This window comes from Providencia sp. PROV032, assembly GCF_028484875.1.
In the GTDB taxonomy this organism is placed as follows: domain Bacteria; phylum Pseudomonadota; class Gammaproteobacteria; order Enterobacterales; family Enterobacteriaceae; genus Providencia; species Providencia rettgeri_E.
Genome location: NZ_JAMPSX010000004.1, coordinates 295,533 through 320,214, shown reverse-complemented (window position 1 = coordinate 320,214; position 24,682 = coordinate 295,533). Strand labels below are relative to the sequence as shown.

Annotated in this window: 20 protein-coding genes and 2 pseudogenes; 11 read left to right on the top strand and 11 right to left on the bottom strand. The window is 38.7% G+C overall.

Going from position 1 to position 24,682, the window contains the following annotated elements; translation table 11 throughout:
- Window positions 1–86 precede the first annotated feature (86 nt).
- Genes ccmB through PSF42_RS04550 form a run of 3 tightly spaced genes read right to left on the bottom strand, consistent with a single transcriptional unit; the run spans window position 87 to window position 2,581 of the window.
- Window positions 87–752, bottom strand: coding sequence for a heme exporter protein CcmB (gene ccmB, locus PSF42_RS04560; protein WP_004914238.1), 666 nt, complete (start codon window positions 750–752; stop codon window positions 87–89).
- A complete protein-coding gene (gene ccmA / locus PSF42_RS04555; protein ID WP_125893730.1) occupies window positions 737–1,369 on the bottom strand; it encodes a cytochrome c biogenesis heme-transporting ATPase CcmA in 633 nt (210 codons plus the stop codon). The genes ccmB and ccmA overlap by 16 nt, the downstream gene beginning before the upstream one ends.
- Window positions 1,370–1,402: 33 nt before the next feature.
- Window positions 1,403–2,581, bottom strand: a complete 1,179-nt coding sequence (locus tag PSF42_RS04550) for an ion channel (RefSeq protein WP_272679530.1) — start codon at window positions 2,579–2,581, stop codon at window positions 1,403–1,405.
- Window positions 2,582–2,937: 356 nt separating this feature from the next.
- Between PSF42_RS04550 and cptA the strand changes: the two genes are divergently transcribed.
- The gene (cptA, locus tag PSF42_RS04545) at window positions 2,938–4,647 is read left to right on the top strand and encodes a phosphoethanolamine transferase CptA (protein ID WP_213912890.1); all 1,710 of its coding nucleotides are present in this window, start codon (window positions 2,938–2,940) and stop codon (window positions 4,645–4,647) included.
- Between the two features lie 49 nt (window positions 4,648–4,696).
- On the opposite strand, the gene PSF42_RS04540 is transcribed toward cptA, so the two are convergent.
- Complete coding sequence (locus PSF42_RS04540; protein ID WP_213912891.1) at window positions 4,697–5,383, bottom strand: DUF421 domain-containing protein; 687 nt, start codon at window positions 5,381–5,383, stop codon at window positions 4,697–4,699.
- Window positions 5,384–5,682: 299 nt separating this feature from the next.
- Between PSF42_RS04540 and PSF42_RS04535 the strand changes: the two genes are divergently transcribed.
- The 4 genes from PSF42_RS04535 (at window position 5,683) to PSF42_RS04520 (ending at window position 9,354) form a co-directional block, all read left to right on the top strand.
- A complete protein-coding gene (locus tag PSF42_RS04535; protein ID WP_125893722.1) occupies window positions 5,683–6,006 on the top strand; it encodes a hypothetical protein in 324 nt (107 codons plus the stop codon).
- 142 nt (window positions 6,007–6,148) lie between these two features.
- Window positions 6,149–6,589 carry a GNAT family N-acetyltransferase gene (locus tag PSF42_RS04530; RefSeq protein WP_272679529.1) on the top strand — a complete coding sequence of 147 codons (441 nt, stop codon included), beginning with the start codon at window positions 6,149–6,151 and terminating at the stop codon, window positions 6,587–6,589.
- 71 nt (window positions 6,590–6,660) lie between these two features.
- Window positions 6,661–6,927, top strand: coding sequence for a DksA/TraR family C4-type zinc finger protein (locus PSF42_RS04525; protein WP_272672729.1), 267 nt, complete (start codon window positions 6,661–6,663; stop codon window positions 6,925–6,927).
- Between the two features lie 420 nt (window positions 6,928–7,347).
- Window positions 7,348–9,354, top strand: a complete 2,007-nt coding sequence (locus PSF42_RS04520) for a BCCT family transporter (protein ID WP_125893718.1) — start codon at window positions 7,348–7,350, stop codon at window positions 9,352–9,354.
- 145 nt (window positions 9,355–9,499) lie between these two features.
- On the opposite strand, the gene cdiI is transcribed toward PSF42_RS04520, so the two are convergent.
- Complete coding sequence (cdiI, locus tag PSF42_RS20800; RefSeq protein WP_423811129.1) at window positions 9,500–9,592, bottom strand: ribonuclease toxin immunity protein CdiI; 93 nt, start codon at window positions 9,590–9,592, stop codon at window positions 9,500–9,502.
- Between the two features lie 335 nt (window positions 9,593–9,927).
- Here cdiI and PSF42_RS04515 point away from each other — a divergent pair, with 335 nt between their 5' ends.
- Together PSF42_RS04515 and PSF42_RS04510 are read left to right on the top strand one after the other, a co-directional pair.
- Window positions 9,928–10,407: an Hcp family type VI secretion system effector gene (locus PSF42_RS04515; protein WP_272679528.1), complete on the top strand. Its 480-nt coding sequence runs from the start codon at window positions 9,928–9,930 to the stop codon at window positions 10,405–10,407.
- Entirely contained in the window at window positions 10,407–11,363 is a 957-nt protein-coding gene (locus PSF42_RS04510; protein WP_272679527.1) for a hypothetical protein, read from the top strand. The genes PSF42_RS04515 and PSF42_RS04510 overlap by 1 nt, the downstream gene beginning before the upstream one ends.
- A 4-nt stretch (window positions 11,364–11,367) precedes the next feature.
- On the opposite strand, the gene PSF42_RS04505 is transcribed toward PSF42_RS04510, so the two are convergent.
- Together PSF42_RS04505 and PSF42_RS04500 are read right to left on the bottom strand one after the other, a co-directional pair.
- Complete coding sequence (locus tag PSF42_RS04505) at window positions 11,368–11,727, bottom strand: hypothetical protein (RefSeq protein WP_248467712.1); 360 nt, start codon at window positions 11,725–11,727, stop codon at window positions 11,368–11,370.
- A 50-nt stretch (window positions 11,728–11,777) separates the two neighbouring features.
- Window positions 11,778–12,173, bottom strand: coding sequence for a hypothetical protein (locus tag PSF42_RS04500; RefSeq protein ID WP_248467710.1), 396 nt, complete (start codon window positions 12,171–12,173; stop codon window positions 11,778–11,780).
- Window positions 12,174–12,456: 283 nt separating this feature from the next.
- On the opposite strand from PSF42_RS04500, the pseudogene PSF42_RS04495 reads away from it, so the two are divergent.
- A pseudogene (locus tag PSF42_RS04495) lies at window positions 12,457–12,642 on the top strand (choline transporter); the annotation flags it as partial.
- A gap of 537 nt (window positions 12,643–13,179) precedes the next feature.
- On the opposite strand, the gene PSF42_RS04490 reads toward PSF42_RS04495, so the two are convergent.
- The 4 genes and pseudogenes from PSF42_RS04490 to hpaR form a co-directional block, all read right to left on the bottom strand.
- A complete protein-coding gene (locus PSF42_RS04490; RefSeq protein ID WP_004905285.1) occupies window positions 13,180–13,539 on the bottom strand; it encodes a hypothetical protein in 360 nt (119 codons plus the stop codon).
- Between the two features lie 12 nt (window positions 13,540–13,551).
- Window positions 13,552–18,652, bottom strand: a pseudogene (locus PSF42_RS04475) (two-partner secretion domain-containing protein).
- A gap of 24 nt (window positions 18,653–18,676) precedes the next feature.
- Window positions 18,677–20,332 (bottom strand): ShlB/FhaC/HecB family hemolysin secretion/activation protein, encoded by a 1,656-nt coding sequence (locus PSF42_RS04470; protein ID WP_272679522.1) that lies wholly within the window; start codon window positions 20,330–20,332, stop codon window positions 18,677–18,679.
- A 519-nt stretch (window positions 20,333–20,851) separates the two neighbouring features.
- Window positions 20,852–21,307 (bottom strand): homoprotocatechuate degradation operon regulator HpaR, encoded by a 456-nt coding sequence (gene hpaR / locus PSF42_RS04465; protein WP_102139493.1) that lies wholly within the window; start codon window positions 21,305–21,307, stop codon window positions 20,852–20,854.
- A 430-nt stretch (window positions 21,308–21,737) separates the two neighbouring features.
- Between hpaR and PSF42_RS04460 the strand changes: the two genes are divergently transcribed.
- From PSF42_RS04460 to hpaE, 3 genes are read left to right on the top strand one after another with little or no spacing between them, the layout of a single operon-like run.
- Window positions 21,738–22,367 carry a fumarylacetoacetate hydrolase family protein gene (locus PSF42_RS04460; RefSeq protein ID WP_272679521.1) on the top strand — a complete coding sequence of 210 codons (630 nt, stop codon included), beginning with the start codon at window positions 21,738–21,740 and terminating at the stop codon, window positions 22,365–22,367.
- Entirely contained in the window at window positions 22,367–23,146 is a 780-nt protein-coding gene (locus PSF42_RS04455; RefSeq protein WP_125892088.1) for a fumarylacetoacetate hydrolase family protein, read from the top strand. Before PSF42_RS04460 ends, PSF42_RS04455 begins: the two co-directional genes overlap by 1 nt.
- On the top strand, window positions 23,146–24,612 hold the full coding sequence (gene hpaE / locus PSF42_RS04450) for a 5-carboxymethyl-2-hydroxymuconate semialdehyde dehydrogenase (RefSeq protein ID WP_213912907.1): 1,467 nt from the start codon (window positions 23,146–23,148) through the stop codon (window positions 24,610–24,612). The genes PSF42_RS04455 and hpaE overlap by 1 nt, the downstream gene beginning before the upstream one ends.
- Window positions 24,613–24,682 lie beyond the last annotated feature (70 nt).

The window sequence follows — 24,682 nt, the reverse complement described above, 5'->3', positions numbered from 1 at the left end:
CAACTTTATAAAAAAGAAGGTAGGAAAGATCGGTAATTAGGGCATACCGACGCCCTAATTACCCATTGATGAGAAGAGGTGAGCGGCTAACTATTGCTAATATTAAGTTTCAACGCAGCAGCTATCGCAAGTGGCGAAAAAGTAATACTAGCGGCAAACAGCGCTGCGAGAATGGCAAAATAGCCATCTAGCGGCATTTTAAAGCTATGCGCCTCCATTGTACCTGTTGCATAGATAAGCACAGGAATATACAGCGGTAAAACTAGCAGGCTAACTAAAACGCCACCTTTTTTTAAAGAAACCGTTAATGCCGCGCCTATCGCGCCAATAAAGCTTAATACTGGCGTCCCCAGTAATAACGTACCGGCTAGCACCAATAGCGTATCTGCACTGAAAGACAGCATTAATGCAGCAACAGGGGATAGCAAGATCAAGGGCAGCCCAGTGACTAACCAGTGTGCAATGACTTTAGCAAAAACGGTAATAAATAAGGGATGTGGGGCCAAAAGCAGCTGTTCAAGGGAGCCATCGAGGTAATCATCCTTAAATAAGCGCTCTAGCGATAACAGCGAAGACAAAATAGCGGCAACCCAAAATACCCCGACCGCAATACGTGCTAATAACTGAGGTTCAGGACCAATACTAAGAGGAAATAGTGTGATTACAATTAAAAAAAACCACAACGGGTTAACCAATTCAGAAAAACCACGAAAAGCAATTTTAAGTTCTCTTTTAATTAATAACCAAAACATGTTTCAACCCCACCCGTCAGTTTTAGTGAGCCAAATTGCCCTGACATCGCTTGGTGAGAGGTAAACAAAATAATCCCCCCTTGCTCTGCATGTTGATGAAAACGTTCTGTTAAACGCGCCACTCCCGCAACATCAATTGCAGTAAAAGGCTCGTCAAGTACCCACAGAGGGGCTTCGCTAAGCCATAACCTCGCTAAATTAACACGCCGCTGTTGGCCCGCAGACAATTGACTTACAGGGATATCTTCATAACCAATTAGCGAAACTTCCTCTAAAGCGGCCCAAATACGGTCACCTTCACTGCTTTTATTATGCATTCGGTAATAAAATTTGAGGTTTTCATACGGGGTCAATAATGATTTCACTGCGGGTTTGTGCCCTAAATAAAGTAGATGACGCGTAAACTCTTCTTTCAGTTTTTCAATCGATTGATTATTCCAACAAACCGCACCCTCATCAGGTTTTAATAGCCCCGCCATCATGCGTAACAAGGTGGTTTTCCCCGCACCATTAGGCCCTTCAACTTGCAAGATCTCACTGGGCTGAACGGTAAAATTTAGCTGGTGAAATAGAACCCTATTTTGCCGAAGGCAACTCACATCTTGAGCACTTAGCATGCAGCACAATTCCTGTTGTTTTTATTTTAAAGGTTAGCTTTTTGCAACTTTGTTCAACAGCATATCACTAATCGAGTCGCTCGATATTGCTTCACCGCAAAGCACTTGCATCAAAACCTCTGAACCTAGCGTAGATAATGAAAACAACATATCAGGCTTAAGTAAGCGAACTTTATCCATATTGTTTTCTTGGTTAATTAACACCACGGTTTTTACCGAGCTACCTTCCCCTGCTTGCTCTTTCACTCCCAATAAAGCGAAAGTACTGAGCGAATCGCTATCTGTCATCACTAACACACACTTTGCATGTTTAACATTAGCTGCGGCGAGCAATTCGGAACTGGTTGGGTCACCGGTCACAATATTATCCTTTTCAGGGTAATGGCTGCGATGGTTTTCTTGGCAAATCACGGCCACCGGCAGTTCTCGGTTTTTCAGCCCTTGATAGACATTGACGGCCATTGGTGTGCTACCAATCACCACATAATGATTTTTCATATAAGAAAACCTCTTACGCACGATTTCTTTCGTACCTTTAGCTAACACCCCAACAATATAAACCACTGAAGTGGTAAAAATTGTGATCCCTAAAATAATCACTGTCACTGTGAATACACGCGCATCAACCGTAACCGGGACAATGTCACCAAACCCGACCGTTGTCATGCAGACTAAAGCAAAATAAAAGGCCGTTGTGCCGTCTTTAACGACTGGTGAAAACTCATCACCAATATATAAAGTACCAAAAATGGAATACAGCAATAATGCAATAATACAGGTTATTGCCACAAACCCGGCACTGGTTAAGCTATGGTGATGATATAGCTTCCAAAAAAGGCACAAAGCAACCAATAAAAAGAGGGAAAAATAACCTTGATGTATGTTTTCTTGTGTTAACCTCAGGTCAACAAATGAAATAATCCCAAGTAAAAATAGTGAAAACACCCAAGCGATACGGGCTCCGTTAACCATAAATAGCGATAGGAAAATCAGTGAAATTCCCAATAAAAATCGCGGGATATCCAGCAATTTCATAAAACCCAGCGATTTCAACCACTGTGTTAGCCCAGACTCACGCCAATCAATATAGTCGGTGTAAGCGCTTAACACGGGTTTTAAAATCATTGCGCCATCAATAATAATTAGCAATGAAAGAAGCACCCTAATTGATAGGGGTGATTTCAAAAAAGCCACAAATGAGTTATCTAACATGTATTGCTCTCACCCTTCACGCAGTGCATTCACCAAATTTTCTTATATACCATAAATAGGTCAAAGGATAGTATCAATGGCGTAAAGACGATAACAAATGCACGAGCTATTTTACTATTTTGGCTAATAGCGAGCCAAACATCGTCTATAATGGAATATCACGAAAACTGCCATAAACATCAAACATGTTCTTTGAAAAAACTTGAATAAACATAACATTACAGAATGATTAAGAAATTATTAATTATAAAGAATATATTTTGGAACTTAAACTACGTCTTTATATCTAAAAATCGATTTCTCAATTATTTTTCAATTCGATTTAACAATAATAGAAAACAAGAGTTTAAAAACCTATGAGTAACACTACACACTCGGAAAAATTTAGCTGGGCCTCGCTGTTCTGGTTATTGATCTACTTTTGGTATTTTTCATCCCTATTACAACTGTATGTGCTAGTAACAGGGCAAAGTAATTCCATCGGCCTAAGAGATTCACTACTCTATAGCTCTCTTTGGTTGGTTCCTGCCTTACTATTTCCTAAAAAAATTAAGCTAGTTGCAGGGCTGATTGGGATTGTTTTATGGCTTTCTTCGGTTGTTGCTCTCGCTTATTTTGTGGTTTATGGGCATCAAATATCCCAAAGTGTCATGTTTGTGATGTTTGAAACCAATACCAATGAAGCAGGCGAATTCCTTAAGCAATATTTTAGCTTCGAAGTGTTAGGTGTCATACTCGCCTACACTGTCGTTGCAATCTTCCTTTGGACACGCCTGAAACCAGTCACATTACCAAAACCAGGACGCATCGGTATTTCGTTGCTGATTTTAGTTATTTTGTTCGGAATTCCTTATTATAACAAAGGCATTAAACAAGACCGACCAATAGCTAATGTCGCGTCTTATTTAAATAGTAAGCTCGCCTATGCTGCACCATGGCAGTTTGTGAGTGGTTACCTTTTATATAAAAACCAGCTGGCAAACATGGAGGAGTTAATCCGCGACAACAGTAAAATTCCACCATTAGAAAACTTCGTCGATGCAAACGGTGACACTCCCCGCACATTTGTGTTGGTGATTGGTGAGTCCACTAGCCGAGATAGGATGAGTCTATATGGCTATTCGCGCCCAACTACCCCTGAGTTAGATGAGCTAGCTAACGATTATCCTGCTAATTTATCCGTATTCAATGATGTTGTGACGTCGCGACCTTATACTATTGAAGCACTACAGCAAATTCTGACGTTTGCGACACAAACAGAGCCTGAACTTTTCAATTCACGCCCTTCTATCATGAACATGATGAAGCAAGCAGGTTTTAAAACGTTTTGGATCACTAACCAGCAGACAATGACTGAGCGTAATACCTTGTTAACGGCGTTCTCTCGCCAAACAGATAAGCAATATTATTTGAACAATGACATGGCGCAAAGCTCACGTATTTATGATGACGTGGTTTTTTCTCCATTCAAGGAAGCGCTTGCAGACCCTGCAGAAAAGAAATTTATTGTTGTTCATCTGTTAGGGACACATATGCGCTATGAATTCCGTTACCCGGAAGATAAAGCTATTTTCAAAGATAAAGACAGCGTGGTTCCTGCTAATCTAAATGATGACGAAGTAAAAGATTATAACGCTTATGATAACGCGCAATATTATAACGACTATGTTGTTTCAACATTAATCAAGGACTTTGATTCTTCAAAAGAAAATGGTTTTTTGGTATTTTTCTCAGACCACGGTGAAGATGTTTATGATACCCCGCCCCATGAAATGTTAGGCCGCAGTGAAGGTAAGCCAAGTAGGATTATTTATAATGTACCTTTCCTTGTTTGGCAATCACCTGAGTGGTTAGCGACACATCAATTTGATTTAAATGATAAAACAGCCCGACCATTCAGTAATATGGACTTTATCTATGCGTGGTCTGATTTAGCAGGTTTAAACTATACCGGGTTTGAACCCGAAAAAAGCCTGTTTAATGAGGCATTTAAGCCTCAGCCTCGTTATATTGGTGACCCAGATAATAAATCCTCATTAATGCTTTATGATGATTTAAAACAATAATTAGGTCTCTGTCGGTGAAATGTTATCTGCATTTCACCGACTTATTCATTTAAGCTATAACTTTCAGATGCTGTGTACCCTTGCGGTTTATTTTACCATCCCGCAAAATAAACGTGACTTCACCACGCCAAAACTCAGCTAAAAAAATATCGTTTATTGATTCAATACCTTGTAATTCAATTTGTTGCATTAACCAAGCCTCATCCCTTTCAATGGATTCCAAATCATAGTTTCTAATAACCCCTTCCTTTATCAGGATCACTGATGGCATATTTTTTTCATCACAAATAATAGTTAGCTGCCCATCAGGTTCTATTTGTGCATAATAAATTTCTTGAAAGGAATGAATGCCTTGTGCATGAATTCTAGATGAAATATTGATAAGGTCTATCTTATTAGCCTTCTCTAAAATATTTTCCATTATAAATTGGCCTTTTTTAATAATGGGTATGGGATTACCAATCGCCACATTACGAAAAAAGTTAAATTTTTTCGTTAAAAAGTTCAAAATACTAATAAACAAGACGCCTATAATTAAAATAGTCACATATTGATACAGTGGGATAGTATCGCTGTAAATCACCCCACCAATAATGCCCCCTAAGACAAAATTACCAATAAAATCAATAGGAGTCATTTGGGAAAGCTGTGTTTTCCCCGATAGATTCATATGAGTGATAACAATGGCAAAACCGATAATAAATTTTAAAATAATCAACGAATAATAGTACGCCATAATGCTATTCCTTTATTTTCTAAGCCATACATTTTTTTCATTATTTATTTAATAATAAGTTTAATCAGTTTAGCTTGATTCTCTATCTTTTATAACTCTATAGCATGGAACAAGAGATGACTTTCAAAAAAATAGTCATCCATTTGTTCTAACAACGAAAAAACACAACAACTTCAATTGATTATCTAATTGTTTTATAACTCACTTAATTTCAACTATAGTTAAATATACACATTGGCGATTATGCCAATATCGAGCTTCAATACCATTTTTACCAGCATCGTGCTAAGGATATGTTTATGAATATAAAACTCATCACTTCACTTCTTTTCGCGGGAATGGTTACAGTTATCGCAGGCTGTGATGACTCATCAAAACCAAGTGACACCGTTAAACAAGCAGAAGAAAAAGCCCAGCAATTAAAAGAAGATGGTGAAAAAAAAGCTAATGAGCTGACAGAAGATGCTCAAAATAAAGCCGAAGAGCTGAAACAAAATGCATCAGAGCTGAGCCAAGAAGTCAAAACAGATGCGATTAATAAAGCCGATGAAGTGGCAACCGATATGAAAGAAAAAACGGAATCACTCAAGGCAGAGAATGACGCTGAAGCGGATAAAAAATAATTATCCCCCGGTCCCCTTCAAGAATGTGGGCTTTAAATGCCTGCATTCTTATTTTCCTCAGAAAAGCACCAAAACCCTCCTAACTAATTCGCCATTCCACGATATAATTGCACATCTTACTCGTTAGCTCTCAGGAAAACTTATGCAAATTAAACATAGCATTGGGTATGCAAACCCAGAACTCCTCACCGATGCCTTCAACCTACGCCAACAAGTTTTTACTCAAGAGCAAGGGTTCCCCGCTGATATCGATATCGATGAATATGATGAGTCCGCTTTACATGTCGTTTTGTATTTAAATGGGCAGCCTACTGCGGTATTACGTTGTGTGCTACTTGACGATAACCTCATCAAAGTAGGCCGCGTAGCAGTTCAAAAAACACATCGCGGTAAAGGAATTGGACGTGAATTAATGACATTTGTAGAGCAATATGGTCGTTCCCATCATTACAGTAAGATCACACTCTCTGCACAACATACTGCCATTAATTTTTACCATACTCTTGGATATCAAATAGAAGGTGAAATGTATGATGAAGAGGGAATGGACCACATTTACATGACATTATCTTTAGAGCAATAATTGCCCTTGAATTAAATTTTCTTACCTCTATATTGATATAAGGTCAATATTCAATCAAGTCGAGGTGAATGATGGCAAATGGCTGGGCAAATGAAGATGCGGTTCAAGAACAAATCGATGCCACTCTTGATGATGCGGTAGCGAAAGCGCGTCGCCAATTACACTCCGGTGAAAGCGCTGAGTTTTGCGAGGAATGTGGGGTGGCTATTCCTGAGGCTCGCCGTTTAGCATTATCGGGTGTTAAATTCTGCATTAACTGCCAAAATGAATTAGATAAAAAACAATCTGCATTTAGTGGCTACAACCGGCGTGGCAGTAAGGATAGTCAATTACGCTAATTACATTTTCCTTCCAATTTATCTGTCGTTTTTACTTATCTAGTCCTCACTTTCACTCATTGACGTTAACTTATTGGTAAAACATGTAAATATTACATTGTTAATTATTAATTAAATGATAATTAACATGATATTTCCATACTCTTCTTAATCTTATTTCCCCGTTTATATTGATCATTCATCCATATCATGGCAGTATAACCGCCTATTTTTTAACTGATGAGGGTAAGAAAAGCTCGGATTTTTATTACTATATTAGGCAGTTTAGTCTGTCATCAACACCATATTATTGTTCTTTCTATTTCGTTTCCTTAGGGAACTTTTTCATCATTATTCACTGTTTCATAAAGAAGGACAGCTCGCTGCATACTTTGTCGATATCGGTATGCCAAAAATAAAATAAAACAAAAGAAGGTTGTTATGAGTCAAATTGATACTGATTCTAAAAAAATTCGTTCTAAAATAAGTCCCCCTGTGTTTTATAGCTCTGCCATCATTATTCTGGTTATTGTCGGCTTTGCCGCTTTAATGCCAAAAGTCGCAGAATCTCATCTAAGTCATCTTCAACAAAATTTATTTAATAACGCTAGCTGGTTCTACATTCTTGCTGTCGCTATTGTTCTTCTGAGTGTGACTTATCTGGGACTCTCTCGTTATGGGCAAATAAAATTGGGGCCAGACCATGCTCAACCTAATTTTAGCTATGTGTCATGGTTTGCTATGCTTTTCTCCGCTGGTATGGGAATTGGGCTCATGTTTTTTGGGGTAGCTGAACCTGTAATGCATTACCTCAATCCGCCAGTCGGTGAACCACAAACCGTTGAAGCTGCTAAAGAAGCGATGCGTTTAACTTTCTTCCATTGGGGGTTACATGCTTGGGCTATCTATGCCATTGTCGCATTAATTTTAGCATTTTTTAGTTATCGTCATGGCCTCCCGCTGACCTTACGTTCCGCTCTGTATCCTATTATAGGGGAGCGTATTTATGGCCCTATTGGCCATGCAGTTGATGTGTTTGCTGTTGTTGGTACCGTATTTGGTGTCGCGACCTCATTAGGGTTTGGCGTATTACAGGTCAATGCTGGGATGAACCATTTATTTGGTTTACCCGTTAATGAAATGGTACAAGTCGGGTTAATTATTGCTTTTACTGGTTTAGCGACTATTTCTGTCGTCTCAGGATTAGATAAAGGGATCCGTATTTTATCCGAGCTAAACCTTGGCTTAGCATTTCTATTGTTACTCCTTGTGGTTATTTTAGGTCCTACTGTATTACTATTAAAATCTTTTGTAGAAAATACGGGCGGTTATTTATCTGAAATAGTTAGTAAAACGTTTAATCTTTACGCCTATGAACCCAAATCAAGCAGTTGGTTAGGTGGTTGGACGCTACTGTACTGGGGATGGTGGTTATCCTGGTCGCCATTTGTCGGTATGTTTATTGCCCGTATCTCTCGCGGCCGTAGCATTCGTGAATTTGTTATGGGAGTACTATTTGTCCCCGCAGGTTTCACATTGATGTGGATGACATTCTTCGGTAACACAGCGATTGATCTAATTAAAAATAAAGGTGCAACACTATTAGCTGAAACCGTTCAAGCAGACGTGTCTCTCGCTTTGTTTGAATTCCTTAATTATTTCCCGTTCTCATCAGTTTTATCTTTTTTTGCTATGTTGATGGTTATCGTATTCTTTGTGACCTCAGCTGACTCAGGTGCAATGGTTGTTGATACACTAGCCTCTGGCGGCGATTCCAACACGCCAGTTTGGCAACGTATCTTTTGGGCAGGTTTAATGGGTGTTGTTGCCATTACAATGTTATTAGCAGGTGGATTGCAAGCCTTGCAAACACTGACTATTGCTAGCGCACTTCCATTTGCAATCGTACTATTAATTTCTATTTATGGGTTATTTAAAGCGTTACGCGTTGATGCCTATAAACGCGATAGCCAGCAATTAGCAACGATTGCTCCTACAGCGAGCCGTAACCCTATTCCATGGCAACGACGTTTACGTAACATTGTCTATTTCCCTAAACGTGCACATGTTAAACGCTTTATGGAAGAATCTGTGAAGCCATCGATGGAAATGGTCTCTGAAGAACTGGCTAAGCAAGGTACGGTATGCCATATCCATACCGATAAAGATGACCGAATAGGTTTTGAGGTCGATTTAGGCGACGATATGAACTTTTTATACGAAGTTCGCCTTCGTTACTATATTCAACCATCATTTGCGTTATCGGGTATGGGAACTGAAACAGATGAAGAAAAGAGCGAAGAACAACGCTACTATCGCGCTGAAATTCACTTAAAAGAAGGTGGGCAAGACTACGATGTGATGGGCTGGGCAAAAGAGCAAATCATCCACGATATTCTTGACCAGTACGAAAAACATATTCACTTCTTGCACTTGTTGGGTAAGTAGACCAAAAAAGAAGCACTACCTAAAATGTATCTATAAGAATTCACAGGCGGCTAAAATTATAGCCGCCTGTGTTTATTCGATTGTCAATTAATGCAATAGGATCCTATTTTATGACATTTGCATTTTTGATAATAAAGTACTGACGCTAGCTAAGCGCTTCAGGATGAACTTTTAAATATTTTTCACAAGCTAATCTGGCATAGTAGAAGAAAGTTTTATCCCTCAAATAGACAGACATGACCAAGTGTCTTTTTCCTAATTGATTCGGTTACCATCCGCGTTGACTTGGTTGGTTAAATCGTTAATCACCACAAAATAGGTTTATGTTTTTCTACGATTTCAGTGTGTTTTCGCATTCAATCCCAGTGTTGCTAAAAACGCGCTGAGGCGGTTTTATGATGTCTAACGGGTGTTTTAGACACTAAGTTCGCCTGTTTAACATAATAGGTCTTATGGAAATTTTAAAATCAAGGTAAACGCAATCTATGCTAAATCATGATATTTAACTTAAGTAATGTATATGGTATTGTGAACTATCTATATTGAACTTTAATGACAAAGGGAATGCTTAAAATGGCGAATATAATTTATCTTACGCTAAAAGGAAATAAACAAGGTTTAATCTCGAAAGGATGCTCAACGATAGATTCTATCGGGAATAAGTATCAAAAGGGACATGAAGATGAAATCCTTATTCATGAATTATCTTCTAATTTATCGATGCATCAAAATGTCAGTTTTCAGCCTATTAGTATTCGTAAGCCAATTGATAAGTCTTCCCCACTACTTTCTCAATCATTAACATCGAGTGAGATATTAACGTGCGACTTTGCTTTTTATAGAACATCAATGAATGGTGGGTTAGAGCTATATTATAAAATAAAGCTGACAGATGCCTCAATTGTTGACCTAAATTGTTTTTATCCTAATTCTGTTACTCACAATCAAGCCCAACCAGAAGAGTCTGTATCGTTTCGATTTAAATCGGTTACCTGGGAGCATGTTATTGCTGGTACTAGTACATACAGTATATGGGAAGAAAGGAGCTTTTAATGTTCTCTAGCCCAGAAGAGACCTTTGAATGGTATGCAAATGAATTAAGAAAAATATCTGAGTTATCTGCAAGGTATTTTCTTGACGACCCCTACTGTAAACAAGGTTACAGAAGTGAAATAAATGAAGTGATAAGGTTGATTCGATCTGATTTTAATATTGCTTTATATAATAACAACGCTAGGCATCAACGAATAGATGGCACAAGGGATTGGGTTAAAGAAAACATAGATTCAACAGGAAATTGGCCTGATATATATAAATACACTGAGGAAATTAAACTCGAATATGAATCAGAAAAATTAGCTTATGCTGAACTAAGAAAGAAAAACAAAAATATCTACAATGAGACAAAGAGTTTTTCAGGTGAAGGATGGGCTTTTTATGGAGAAAAAACAGGAGATATCCTTGGTGGTGCATTACAAACAGCTACTGGTTTTTTTACATATAAAGTTGGTTCAAGAATACGTAGTACTACAATGAAAGGCGCTGGAATATTAAGTATGGGGATAGGAGGAGGGAAAATTCATCAGGGCTTATCTGATATTGTATATGAATTTACAGAGGGTAAAGTTAATATAGGAGATAATATAACACTTTTAGGTATAGAACGAGGCGTTAACCTTGTTGGAGGGGATAAAGTAACTGCTAAAAAAGTATATTATGAGCTGGATTTTATAACTTCTCTTTATATGGGGTTTGCAGCATATAAAGTTGTAGATCCACAAAAAAGAAATCAAATAAGAAACTTACCAACAGAAACACAGAGTGGATTAAGAAGAGTTACTGTTTTTGAAAGACTTTTTCCTGATAATGCCGGTTTTCGAATTTTTAGATGGACTCGCGAAAATTATAAAAGAAAACTTAATACATCTAACAAGATATTATTAGCCGTTGCCGCTGGATCTTCAATTGCTAAGTTTAAATTAATTTTAGAACAGTATGAAAACAATTAATTTTTTAAAATTTGAACGGTTTCAATCTGAAAAATAACTTTATTTTCATTTTTAGGTAGAAAACAAAAGGTATTTTATTTATTATTGAATATATAAATAAAATTATTAACATAGGTATTGAATATGCGATGATTAATATTAATGTAGAAATTAATTTGTATTTTTCAGTTAAAAAAATGATGGATATTTCATTGATTGAGAATGCCATTAAAAATGGAAACAACATTTTTGTTTTAACAAATAGATTGTATATCCATGTTTGGAAATCCATATTCCTTTCTCTAGAGGAGTAAATTAAAGATAATTTATCTAAATCCTCTTTTTTTAATTCTTTAATGATTTCTTCTGATTTATTATCATTCATAATTAGTTTTCTTGTAATGAAAAGATGGCAATAGAATACCACTGATAAATTTAATTATATGAAATAACTTGAATTAATTCATACAGTTTACCTTGTCTTATCGCAAGGTTATCATCGAAATTGAATCCGTCAGCACAAAATAACGATTTTATACGGTCAATAATGACATTGTTATAATTGATAATAGAAGGTTCTTCCCCCTCAATAAAATATTTAATCGTAATATCTATTTTTTCATCGTTTTTGATCGCGTCAAAGATTGAGGCCGTTGAATGATCCCAGTCTTTATCAATCGTCAATCGCAGAATTGGAGTGCCATTTTCATCTTTTTCTCTAGAATAACTAATTGAATTAATTAGGACTGCATCATTTTTTGAATTTGAAAGATCTTTCGTGATTATCTCCTGTTCAGACCCAATTATTCTCATGATCATTTTGCGTTTCATGTGATTTCCTTATGTAGCATTTGACTTTAGTAAGCCATTTTTTTTCACATAAAGCAATAAAAACATAACGATTAGGTATATCCGCACGCCAGTGCCAGCAACAATGTCACAATACGAAATATGACGAAAACAAATTGATATTCAAAATAATTCGAGCTCTAGCAAGGCGACAATTGAGGATAGTTTAAGATCACGGCCTGAAAGTGCAATAATTTTGTCTTTGGATTGAAGATTAGCAGATTGCAAATCCATATCGCGAGCGGCATTTAACGTGATATTGCCATTTGCGTTATCGGGTATGGGGACTGAAACAGATGAAGAAAAGAGCGAAGAACAACGCTACTATCGTGCTGAGATTCACTTAAAAGAAGGTCGGCAAGACTACGGCTGGGCAAAAGAGCAGATCATTCACGATATCCTAGACCAATATGAAAAACATATTCATTTCTTGCACTTACTGGGTAAGTAGTCCCAAAAAAGAAACATTACCTAAAATGTGTCGATAAGAATTCACAGGCGGCTAAAATTATAGCCGCCTGTGTTTATTCAATTGTCTATTAATGCAATAGAATCCTATTTTATGACATTTGCATTTTTGATAATAAATTACTTACGCTAGCTAAGTCTGGTAAGATTTTAGCGATCGTATCTTCACATAATATTTCTTGAGTATTACCCTCTCCTTGTAAATACCATTTCATCCCAATCTCTGAGGTTGATATTGTTTTTATAGACGAATTTCGACTAAAGTAATTAATAGTAAAATCAGTTAATCGTTTTGCTAAATATCTACCACTCACAAGAAGAAGTTGATTTTCGGGGTCTGCTCCCCATTATAGGTTCCACACCGGAACCCATCATGGATACAAGGAGTTAAAATTCATTAAAAACAATATATTAGACTTATTTTTAACTAGTTAAGTTCACTGTACCACTACACTCTCCATATAATATTTAGGATATTTAAATTAACGCCACAATGAATGAATAACTATTAAATTTTACGCTAATTCGTTTCTTGATTAACTATAGAATTATTTTGTGGACCTGACCAAGTTAGTTGATCTTTTAACTCATCAGGTACTAAAATAAATAACATTTTAATATATTCTATATTTTTTGAGTAAAGCACACTGATTTTCGGAGTGCAATTTTCATAATAGTATTTAGCTTGGTAGTTTAAAAATGATATATCACTACTAGTGAACTCATTCGTTAGAATTTTATTTGGTAAGTTATGTATTAGCTCAGATTCATAATAACATGATAAATCCTTAGATTTTATTTTTTTATCCTGAGATTGAATATTTCTTATGTATGGAAGGATCCAAAATAACATGTCTACATATATTTCATTTTTTGTCATGATATTACCCTATTAGTTTCTAGATGGTAATGGTTTTGCTCCAGCAGGAGCAGATTCAACTACAGTCCATCTACCATTTTCAATCAATTTATTAATATACTGCGAGTCACCTGTTTTAACATATATTTCTTTAGCTGCTACCATTCTATGATTGCCTTCTGATATATAATGAATACCTTTTTTATCGACGTACCCAGCAATAATACCTTCTGATGCAGTAAATCTATAGTTATTGCTGAGCATATCTATTTTCATTTGATCTATTTGACTAGGGTTTTTAAGGCCCGTTTGTGTACTTTTTATCATTAATGTTATTTCATCAGAACCTAGTTTTGACACTGTAAATACACTCTTTTGTATAAGTTGTTTTCCTATCCAACCTAATGAAATAACTGAGGCTTGTATTTCAGGATCTGATATTAATACTGCTGCTTTTGTCCAACCCGGTGTTTTTGCGTTTATTTTATTTAAGTCTTGTGAGTTCCAATACATTAAGTATTGTTTTGCTAGGTCATTTTGCATGACATCAAAGCCTAGATAACTAGCCCAGTAAGGCCTTTTAGCTAAATCAAATGCATTTGATATTCTCGTTTTAGTGATATCTTGTGTAACTAATGGGTTATTAGTTATTTCTAAATCTAAATTGCCACTGTTTATTAAGCTGAACATAGCATATTTTTTTATTTGTGTAGCTTCGCAGTTTGTATTACCAGCACACTTTTGCATTTCATTATCAAAATCCATTGCAAGTTCATGGAGTAAATGATTAAACCTGAAGGTACTTTCTCCCGAGTCCGCACCACTGTAGACCCCTCCTGCATTACCTGTGAATATTGCACCCGCAAATCCCCCCAACACGCGGGATAATTGAGCGTATTTCTCAGAATCTTTTTGCCATTCTTTTTCATTGATTAAATTGTTGTTTAGTGTGATCCCTGCGAACTGAACAGCAAGACTACCAACAACTGCACCTTTGGCATCTCCCCCCTGCAACAACTGAATGACTTAATAATTTGCCTGTATGCCCTAAAATTTCTCCGTTATCACCGATTAACTTTGCACCTTCCGCATTCACCTGATTGCCAATATTACTGAGTAAGGCACTCTTAAAGTTATCGGTAAAGCTGCCACCTTGGATCGTAGTATTCACGGTTGAACTAATCACAGATTGCGCGGCAACACGCTGAGCAACCTTATTCCAATCCCCATTACTTAATAAAGGTAACTTAGCATTTCCCGGATTCCCTTTTGTCCATCCCATTTTGACATCTAAACCATTAAGCGCCCCGGAGATCACCATTTGAGCAACAATAGATTTAACTGTTTCGCTTTTACCTAGTGAATTAAGCGCTTTCGATAGGTTTCCTTGGTTTTCAGCCAGTGCGATTGCTGCTTGTGTTGAAAGAGCCGTCATACCAGAGTAAGCCGCGCCTGATATCACCGCAGCACTCGTACCACTGCTACCGGATGCCGCCCAAGCCGCAAATTTAGTTGCTGTACCTGACGTCATCGCTGCAACGGTTATCATAATCAGCGCAGCAGCAACCGGGTTTAAACTCTGGCTTTTATAATCCCAACTGTCATAGGCGTCTTTAACTAAGTTCCACTGCACATCTTCATGGTCTTTTAAGCCTGCAAGCCACTGTGTACCTTCTGTTTGACCAAGAGCCTCTAAGGCATTTTCTAGGCTCTGACCATTTTTCGATTTAACATCCGCAGTGATCCCTTTATTCGCATCAACTGTTAGTTTTCCACCAATATGCAATGCAGGTAAAACTCATTTATCTGAGGTATAGCCTTTATTACGTTGGGTGATATAAAAACCGTTAGAATTTGTAATCACCTGTTCAAATTGCGAATTTTTGACCGCTTTAAAATTCACCTTACCGGTTTGACTGGTGATTTTGGCATTCTTGCCCGTATTAATTTTGGTGGCTTCTAAGGTGACATCATCTTTTGCCAATAAGTTAATGTCGCCACCAGCAGTAAATTCAGTGACTTTATTGGTTTTATCACTGCGTGTTTTTCTCACTTCCTTTTTCGTAATACAAAGCGTCCATCTATTGCATTTCTTTTTATACTCTTCGAAGTAACTGCTTTCCTCCATGGCTTGGGCATAGAGATACCCACCTTTTGCCGCAATATCCATCGCACCTTTGGCAACGAGACGAGACGCTTGGAAAAGAATGCTCCCCTCAGACAAAATGGTCAGCGTTTTACCACTGTTAATTTCAGTGCCAATTTGGCGATATAACTCTTCAAATTTTTTCCCTGACTGCTTACGATAGTTCGTTTTGACCGACTCTAAGCGTACATTTCCACCGCTTGAGAGTGTGATGTCATCTAGGGATTTGATTGTGCTACCTTGTGCAGTGAGTGCGCCATTGGAGGCCAGTGTGACGCCTTTGTCACCGGAAAGTGTCGAGGTCACATAACGGACATCTTGGTTATCTTCATTTGGGTTGGGAATGGCAGAGTAGGCGGTTGCGGTTAATTTAAGATCACGGCCGGAAAGTGCAATGATTTTGTCTTTGGATTGAAGGTTAGCCGACTGCAAATCAATATCACGGGCTGCATTTAACGTAATATTACCATCCGCGATGAGTTGAGAGCGTAGCTCTGGGTAGCGATTGGTTTTAAATACATTATCAACATCTTTAATCGCTTTTGAGCCTAACAAAATATCTTGGCCTGCATTGAACGTCAGTGATTTTCCACTGTTGAAGGCTATGCCATGTGCTTCAATATTTTTACCTGCGGTGAGGTTTATTTCCCCTGAACTTGTCCAATTTCCTGTTTTTGTGAGTAACGCATTAATATTAGTGACAGGCTCTGAAACCGCGAGTTTCATGAAATTGGATTCATCGCGATGAATAACAATATTGTCATTGGCACTGAGGGTAAGTTTATTCGTTTTCGCTAACTGCGCATTATCAAAAGTGATATTTTTACCCGCTTGGATATGTAACGAGTTTGCGGCGTTGATAACCGGAGGAGATAAGACATTATCTTTAAACGCAGAGACAGGATTTAAGCTATATTGAAGATTGCCATTTTTCGCAATCAAGGTACTGTCTTTAGCCGTTAAATTAACCTGTTTAAGGTTAAGGTCGTTGTTGGCAATTAGGCTCTGTGATTGTTTTGCAACCAGTTGTGCATCATGAATATTGATGTTTTGACCAGCGATAATAGACAGATCATTTTCAGACTGTAAGTTGGTAGAAATATTTATATTATTAGAATTTAAGACAATATTTTTTGCGGTAACGGCAAAAGATGGATTACCTGCTTGTACTATTTTTGCTATAGGTTTTTCGGTGCTAGGAAGCTTACTTTCAAGATTAATGGCGTTTTTAAAATCGAGGACAACATTATTTCCAGCAGATACCGTTTTATAATTTAAGGCTTCGGGAGCCCAAGAATAAAGTTTATCGATTAATTTAAAGTCTACCGGCTCACCAACATAAAAAATATCATAAGTTCCATCATCATCACTTTCATCTGCAAATTTTCCTAAATCTACATTAGATGTATCATATTTATACCAAAGATCTAACTTGCCTGAGTTAAAAGAGGATATTGATGCATTTTGTCCTGTCAATATCACATTGTTTTTTGCTGCAATTTTTCCAAAATCGCTAACTAAATCATTTGCATTAATATAGGCGTTTTTCCCTGATGCTATAACGCCAATACTCCCTTGATTTAGATATTGTTTTCGCTCAACATTAATGCTGTCACTGTTGATTAAATCAATTTTTCCGAACCATTTTTTATAGGAGAAGCTCTCTAATCGAGGATAGAGTGAAATAATCGAGACAACACCTTGCCTTTTTCCAAAGTAAGATGAGACAAAATCTTCACTATAATTAGTTGTTGCATTGATATTAGAAGTTTTTATGGGAGATGCATTCGCCGTATTTGTCAGTTTTTTTGTCCTAACAACCAAGTCCCCCGCATTGGTCTTTATCGTCCCTGACTTATTCTCAATCAGCGTACTCAAATCCCCCTTGGCATTTTTTTGTATCCACAAATTATCTTGTGCCTGAATAAGTGCGCTATTTCCTGTGTTACTGACGTTATCAGCAAAGACTCGCATGTCCTTACTAGCGATAACTTTCCCGTTATTGTTGAGGGTGTTGGTGGCTAATGTGATGTCTTTGGCGGCATTCACGTTGGCATTGGCGTTAATTTGCAGGTTTTTGGTGCTGACATTAATGTCTTTTTTCCCTTGGATATTACCCGCAAGAGTAATTTTCCCATCGACGGTTAACGTCAGGTCATGTTGGTTGGCTTGCACATTGCTGAGGTTAATCCCCACCCCTGATTCAGTACTCACCAATTTCACTTGGTTGGCATACATCCCACCCAGTGCTTTGGTATCTACGGAAATACTGGGTTTTGCCCCTTCACCCGCAATCGGTGTTACGATGCCTTTTTGAAAATCGACACGGTTGGTGCCTTGCATCAAGGTCAAGTTTTTGGCTTTGATTTGCCCATTTAGTTCGGTGGCGCGGCTAATAATATCGGCATAGGTTTGTGCTTCGGCATTTAGGCCATTGGCGCCGATAACCACACTGCCTTTTTTCACCTCAACCGCAGACAATGCCCCCTTGTTATCCAGAATGGGTTTTCCCGTGGTCAAGGTAATCGCTGGGGTATTCACAAAGCTACAGCCATTGCAGGTAATCCCATTCGGGTTAGCAATTAAGACATTCGCCCCTTTACCTGCTACTTCCAACTTACCTTGTAATTCTGAGCGGCTACTGCCGGTAACTTCGTTGATAATCAGATTAGCGGCATTTCCCTTTAAATTCGCATTGGCTTTGATTTGCCCTGCAATTTGGGAATTCACATTAGTGGTGGCGTTATTGAGTACCGCCCCTTGTTTATCGACATTAAATTGTTGAAATTTATTGTGGGATATTCCCGCCCCATTCGGCGTGGCGATATTAATAATCGGGACGTTATTTTGTTGGCTAACTTGGGTGTTTTTATCTGCTGCCGTCATAGCGGCTCCCCAAGCGGGATGTAAGGGGTAGACAACGGTTAAGAAAATAATGGTGTAACTTAATATCCGCTTAGAGCGAGAAGGCAACTGTTCATTTAGCATAAATAATCCTTTAAAAACGTAAAGCTACAGAGAAAATGAGACCGACCAATAAGCCGACCAATTGTCTGGTTTAAGTTGTGAGGGATAATGCAAAGGTTTACTGAGTAGAAACTGAGAATAAATTAGGCTATTGCCAGTAAAAGAGAGGCCAACGGCTCCCCCCGCTAGGGTGTCATGTTCAACGTGGTATTTATCTGAGGCAATAAACCCGTAATCTAAAGCCCCGATAAAACGCAGTTGCCCAATTGCCGTATTGGCGATGTCTTTATTAATTTCATTACGCCAATATCCGCCTCGGTTACCACTTAAAGACTGCTCGTGGTAGCCACGGACAGAGTACTGGCCTCCAATACTTATGCGTTCAATACCGTATAAGTTATCGGGCGAATATTGACCGTAAAATGAGGTTAAATAGGTCAAACCATTAGAGAAAAAATACTGATAGCTGCTGCTTAGACTGAATTTGCGGTAATGGCTGCGCGGTGAATCTTTCGCGAGGGTATCAGGTGAGGCACCAAAGGCAGATATCCCCCATTCAGCGGCTGGGTTAAACGTGAAGTAACCTTGTCCCAGCGCGGTACTGTATTGTGGGGTAAATGAGAGCGAGGTTAAGGTTGGGCTGCTGATACTCAGAGTTTGGGAAGCTAACTGAGTGCGGGCATTTTTATGTTTTAAGCTACTTTGCAGTGTAAATCGTTGCTTCCCATCACGATAAACTAAGCGACTGATATCAAATTGCTGATTGGTGTTTTTGCCTTCATAACGGTATTGCTGGCCCGATGCCTGAAATGGTTGTAATGTGTTATTGCGATAAAATTGGTAACGGTAAGACCAATAACCATAAGGCACATTCACATTCGCAACGATATAACGGTTATGGTGGGATACACTTCCATCCATATCGGTATTGCCCGAGACTGACCACTGCTCACCAAACCCTAATGGGGAATCTACCGTTAAACCGCCGGTAAGCAGCTGTTTTCCCGTTGCCTCCATACCCGAGTTATCGAGATTCAACTGGCTCGTGATAGGCCATTTTTTCCCTTGTTGATGAATAATAACCCGAGAGTAGCCATTTTGGCTTCCTGGTTGGATATCGATAGTGTACTTAGCGGACGATAACCGGTTGAGTTGCTCCAACCCTTGTTCAATATGCCGTAGATTTAATATTTTGCCTTGTTGATGAGGAAATATTTGGTGAATTAAACGCTTAGGGGAATTTTCAATCTCGATAGTTTCAACATGCCCTTCAATCACTTGTAATAACAATTGATGTGAGGATAAATCTTGCTCAGGAATGATGGCTTGAGAGGTAATAAACCCCTGTTCCATATAGTAATTAGTTACATGCTTGGTGAGCTCTTGTATTTCACTCAGTGTAAGGCAACGTTTTAAATAAGATGAGGTTAACTGAGTTTGAGTTTTAGTCGTGAGCTGTGTGGCGCCGACAAATTGGATCTCACTGATAAGGAAACATATTTCATTTTGGGAAGGAGATGGCAATGCATCTTCAATGGAAATAGTGCTTTGTTTTTCCAATAGATTACGTTGGATTAACTCCGACTCTAACCGTTGTTTCTGTTCAAATTGAATACTTTCATTCGTGGAAGGGAATAATTGATTTTCCGTGTAGCCATAAGGCGAAATCATAAGCAACGATAAGTATAATAAACGCCACATAATTTGATATTTTGTCATGTTATCTAAATTTTCGTTACGAACAGTAAATTTACCGTAATGTAACTTATTCTCATTAACTGTTTTTAGATAAAAAAAATCCACCATGACTAAAAATTAATACTTTCATTCTTAATATTGTTTTTTTGCGCTATTTCACTGTATTAATTTGACCAAATTGCAATTAACGATAAAGTCTAACGTTATATACTGAAAATCAATCATTTGATTTTATTAGGAATGATTTTTCTGAAGAATTTGTCACAAGCAACCTATAGGTAATTTCACAATTACAAATAAGATATGACAGTGAGGGATTGGCTACTTAACTAAAAGTATAAATGAAGTTCAACTTCAGTGAATCTAAAGGGAAAAGTGAATTATTTAAGTAATAACTATGTTCAAAATAATTCGAATTGTAGGAAGGTGGCAATTGAAGTGGTTCTAGGCCACATACACCAGTATGTGACCCAAATAGCCGAAAGAAGCCAACACAGCTAGAGTTCGAAATATGACGAAAATTTAGGCGCTCTTTCTCTTATCAGCAGCGATATTACTGTAATCTGGGCTCTCTAAAGCGATTAACTCATCCAACAATGCAGTCAATTGCTGCATTTTTTCTGGCGAGAAAGCCTGCTCAATTTTTTGATAGCCTTCTTCCACTTCCTGCCGAGCTTTGTCGTACAACTCTTGCCCTGCTGGTGTCAAAGAGACATATAATTTTCGCTGATCATTCAACGGTTTTAAGCGGAAAATTAAACCTTCGCGCTCCATGCGGGTTAAGATCCCCGTTAAACTTGGCCGCAGAATACAGGTTTGGACTGATAATTCATGAAAATCAATTGAACGCTTATCAGCTAAAACTCGAATGATACGCCATTGCTGTTCAGTCAAATTATACGACTTTAATATCGGCCGAAAAAACCCCATTGCGGTTTCCCTTGCCTGCAATAATGCAATTGTCAATGATTCATGCATAAGCTTAAAACTCACCACTTAATTAACGTTATTTAGCCCAGTTTAGGTATTTTATAGCGGCTGCCACAGTGCTTTATTGGCACAATGCTTTAGTGAACCCGTTGATTATCACCATAAATTTCCACATCGCCAATTTGCCTTATTTAAGAGTAGCACGGCCAAATAACAATCTCAAAGAAAAACCCTAAAATATTAATGAGTAAATAATTTAAAACCCAACTGTAAAGTTAATTTTTTGTAAACTAAAAAAAAATTGAAAAATAATAATTTTATTTATAACAACACCTTACAGAAAGACAGTTCAATTATGTTAATGAGATCACAATTAAAATTAACATTTCCATAAACCTATTGCTAATTTAAAAATTATACTTTATTAATATGTTAATAATTACTCGAAAGTTGAATTCTTTTCATTAAGGAGTTGTCAATGAAAGGCACTGTATTTGCCGTTGCCCTCAATCATCAAAGCCAGCTTAGCCATTGGCTTGAGGCATTCCAGCAAGCCCCTTATAAGACCCCACCCAAAACCCCGGTGTGGTTTATTAAGCCGCGTAATACGCGTATCAATTCAGGCGAGCAAATTTTGCACCCTGTAGGTGAAGAAGTACAAAGTGGCGCTACGCTAGCCTTGGTGATAGGAAAAAATGCACGCAAAGTCAGTCAAGCTGATGCTCATCAGTATATTGCTGGGTTTGCACTGGCAAATGAAGTGAGCTTGCCAGAAGACACCTTCTATCGCCCTGCAATTAAAGCAAAATGCCGTGATACTTTCTGCCCAATTGGCGAAATGGTCGCAACGTCATTAAATACGCCTGTCGATATCATCACCCTAGTAAATGGCAAAGAAGTAGATCGCTGGTCAACTAAAGATCTGATCCGCGATGCTAGCGAGTTAGTGGCTGCATTAAGTGACTTTGCCACCTTAAAGCAAGGGGATGTGATCCTACTCGGCACACCACAGCAACGTGTCACCATCAAACCCGGTGATGACGTGGTTATCCAAGCGGAAGGCTTTCCTAGCCTGAAAAATACCGTTGTGGCAGCAGGAGGAAAATAATGTCTACTATAACAAAACGCGCCAAAATCCTTTTTAAAGGCACTGAATATTCCGTCACTGTTGGTGATAACGAAGCCATTACATTACCTAATGGGGATGTGATCGCGGGTGATTCTCCTGATGTTGAATGGTTACCCCCTGCTCAAGGGACGTTATTTGCCCTTGGTTTGAACTATGCAGACCATGCTGCCGAATTAGAATTTAAGCCGCCTGAAGAACCTTTAATTTTCTTAAAGGCAGAAAGTAGCTTAACAGGTCACCGCCAAGTTTCTGTTCGCCCTGATAATGTTGAATATATGCATTATGAGTCTGAGTTAGTGGTGGTGATTGGAAAAACGGCTCATAAGGTCTCAAGAGAAGATGCCATGGATTATGTCGCAGGCTACACCGTGTGTAATGACTATGCGATCCGTGACTATTTAGAGAACTATTATCGCCCAAATTTACGTGTTAAGAGCCGCGATACCTTAACGCCGATCGGCCCTTGGATCGTCGATAAAGACGCCATTAAAGATCCCCATAACTTGGCTTTATACACCTATGTTAATGGTGAATTACGTCAAAAAGGCACCACGGCCGATCTCATTTTCGATATTCCATTTTTAATTGCTTACCTCAGTGACTTTATGACACTGCAACCGGGAGACATGATTGCGACGGGGACACCAAAAGGGCTGTCTGACGTGGTACCGGGTGACGAAGTCATTGTTGAAGTTGAAGGCGTTGGCAGATTGGTCAACACCATTATCAGCGAAAAAGAGTATGAGGAACGTGTGTAATGACTAAGATTAATCACTGGATCAACGGTAAAAACGTTGCTAGCAAAGAGTATTTTCAAACCACCAACCCAGCAACTGGCGAAGTACTCGCTGAAGTCGCTTCGGGTGGGCAAGATGAAATCAATCAAGCCGTCGCCGCAGCAAAAGACGCATTTCCCAAATGGGCTAATACCCCAATGAAAGAACGTGCCCGCTTAATGCGCCGTCTGGGCGAATTAATCGATGAAAACGTTCCTCAAATTGCGGAAATGGAAACCAAAGACACTGGTTTACCTATTCATCAAACCAAAAATGTGTTGATCCCTCGTGCTTCACACAACTTTGAATTCTTTGCTGAAATTTGCCAACAAATGAATGGTCGCACCTATCCGGTTGACGACAAAATGATGAACTACACCCTGATCCAACCTGTCGGTGTATGTGGGTTAATCTCCCCATGGAACGTGCCATTTATGACCGCAACGTGGAAAACCGCCCCATGTTTAGCACTAGGTAATACTGCGGTGCTGAAAATGTCTGAGTTATCACCATTATCAGCGAATCGCCTTGGTGAACTGGCTCTAGAAGCTGGTATTCCTGCGGGCGTTTTGAACGTGGTCCAAGGTTATGGCGCAACAGCAGGTGATGCGCTGGTGAAACATCACGATGTGCGCGCAGTATCATTCACCGGAGGTACGGCAACAGGCCGCACCATTATGCAAAACGCAGGGCTAAAAAAATATTCAATGGAATTGGGTGGTAAATCCCCAGTTCTGATTTTTGAAGATGCGGATATTGAACGCGCAATGGATGCTGCGCTGTTTACGATTTTCTCTATCAATGGTGAACGTTGCACCGCAGGCTCCCGTATTTTCATTCAAGAAAGCATTTACCCTGAGTTTGTAAAACGTTTTGCTGAACGCGCAAACCGCCTGATCGTCGGTGACCCGAACGATCCGAAAACACAAGTCGGTGCCTTGATCAGCCAGCAACACTGGAACAAAGTGTCCGGTTATATTCGCATTGGTATGGAAGAAGGCGCAACCCTGTTAGCGGGTGGCCCAGATAAGCCAACGGATCTTCCTGAACACCTGAAAAATGGTCATTTCTTGCGCCCAACCGTTCTGGCGGATGTCGATAACCGCATGCGTGTTGCTCAAGAAGAGATCTTTGGACCCGTCGCTTGTTTGATCCCATTCAAGACTGAAGAAGATGGTCTCCGTATGGCGAACGATGTGGAGTACGGTCTGGCCTCGTACATTTGGACGCAAGATGTCAGCAAGATCTTACGCCTTTCTCGCAGTATCGAAGCAGGTATGGTGTTTGTAAATACCCAAAACGTGCGTGACTTACGTCAACCATTCGGTGGTGTCAAAGCCTCTGGTGTTGGCCGTGAAGGTGGTGAATACAGCTTCGAAGTGTTCGCAGAAATGAAGAACGTCTGTATCTCCTACGGAGACCACAACATCCCTCGCTGGGGTGTATAGGTTACTGAAAACAGTTTTTATTCAATTAGTCAATTAAACAACCTGTAATAATTTGAACTGTAAATGATTC

Coding starts and splice junctions, on each gene's coding strand:
- ccmB (WP_004914238.1), bottom strand. CDS start 752: ATGTTTTGGTTATTAATTAAAAGAGAACTTAAAATTGCTTTTCGTGGT.
- ccmA (WP_125893730.1), bottom strand. CDS start 1,369: ATGCTAAGTGCTCAAGATGTGAGTTGCCTTCGGCAAAATAGGGTTCTA.
- PSF42_RS04550 (WP_272679530.1), bottom strand. CDS start 2,581: ATGTTAGATAACTCATTTGTGGCTTTTTTGAAATCACCCCTATCAATT.
- cptA (WP_213912890.1), top strand. CDS start 2,938: ATGAGTAACACTACACACTCGGAAAAATTTAGCTGGGCCTCGCTGTTC.
- PSF42_RS04540 (WP_213912891.1), bottom strand. CDS start 5,383: ATGGCGTACTATTATTCGTTGATTATTTTAAAATTTATTATCGGTTTT.
- PSF42_RS04535 (WP_125893722.1), top strand. CDS start 5,683: ATGAATATAAAACTCATCACTTCACTTCTTTTCGCGGGAATGGTTACA.
- PSF42_RS04530 (WP_272679529.1), top strand. CDS start 6,149: ATGCAAATTAAACATAGCATTGGGTATGCAAACCCAGAACTCCTCACC.
- PSF42_RS04525 (WP_272672729.1), top strand. CDS start 6,661: ATGGCAAATGGCTGGGCAAATGAAGATGCGGTTCAAGAACAAATCGAT.
- PSF42_RS04520 (WP_125893718.1), top strand. CDS start 7,348: ATGAGTCAAATTGATACTGATTCTAAAAAAATTCGTTCTAAAATAAGT.
- cdiI (WP_423811129.1), bottom strand. CDS start 9,592: ATGTCTGTCTATTTGAGGGATAAAACTTTCTTCTACTATGCCAGATTA.
- PSF42_RS04515 (WP_272679528.1), top strand. CDS start 9,928: ATGGCGAATATAATTTATCTTACGCTAAAAGGAAATAAACAAGGTTTA.
- PSF42_RS04510 (WP_272679527.1), top strand. CDS start 10,407: ATGTTCTCTAGCCCAGAAGAGACCTTTGAATGGTATGCAAATGAATTA.
- PSF42_RS04505 (WP_248467712.1), bottom strand. CDS start 11,727: ATGAATGATAATAAATCAGAAGAAATCATTAAAGAATTAAAAAAAGAG.
- PSF42_RS04500 (WP_248467710.1), bottom strand. CDS start 12,173: ATGAAACGCAAAATGATCATGAGAATAATTGGGTCTGAACAGGAGATA.
- PSF42_RS04490 (WP_004905285.1), bottom strand. CDS start 13,539: ATGACAAAAAATGAAATATATGTAGACATGTTATTTTGGATCCTTCCA.
- PSF42_RS04470 (WP_272679522.1), bottom strand. CDS start 20,332: ATGTGGCGTTTATTATACTTATCGTTGCTTATGATTTCGCCTTATGGC.
- hpaR (WP_102139493.1), bottom strand. CDS start 21,307: ATGCATGAATCATTGACAATTGCATTATTGCAGGCAAGGGAAACCGCA.
- PSF42_RS04460 (WP_272679521.1), top strand. CDS start 21,738: ATGAAAGGCACTGTATTTGCCGTTGCCCTCAATCATCAAAGCCAGCTT.
- PSF42_RS04455 (WP_125892088.1), top strand. CDS start 22,367: ATGTCTACTATAACAAAACGCGCCAAAATCCTTTTTAAAGGCACTGAA.
- hpaE (WP_213912907.1), top strand. CDS start 23,146: ATGACTAAGATTAATCACTGGATCAACGGTAAAAACGTTGCTAGCAAA.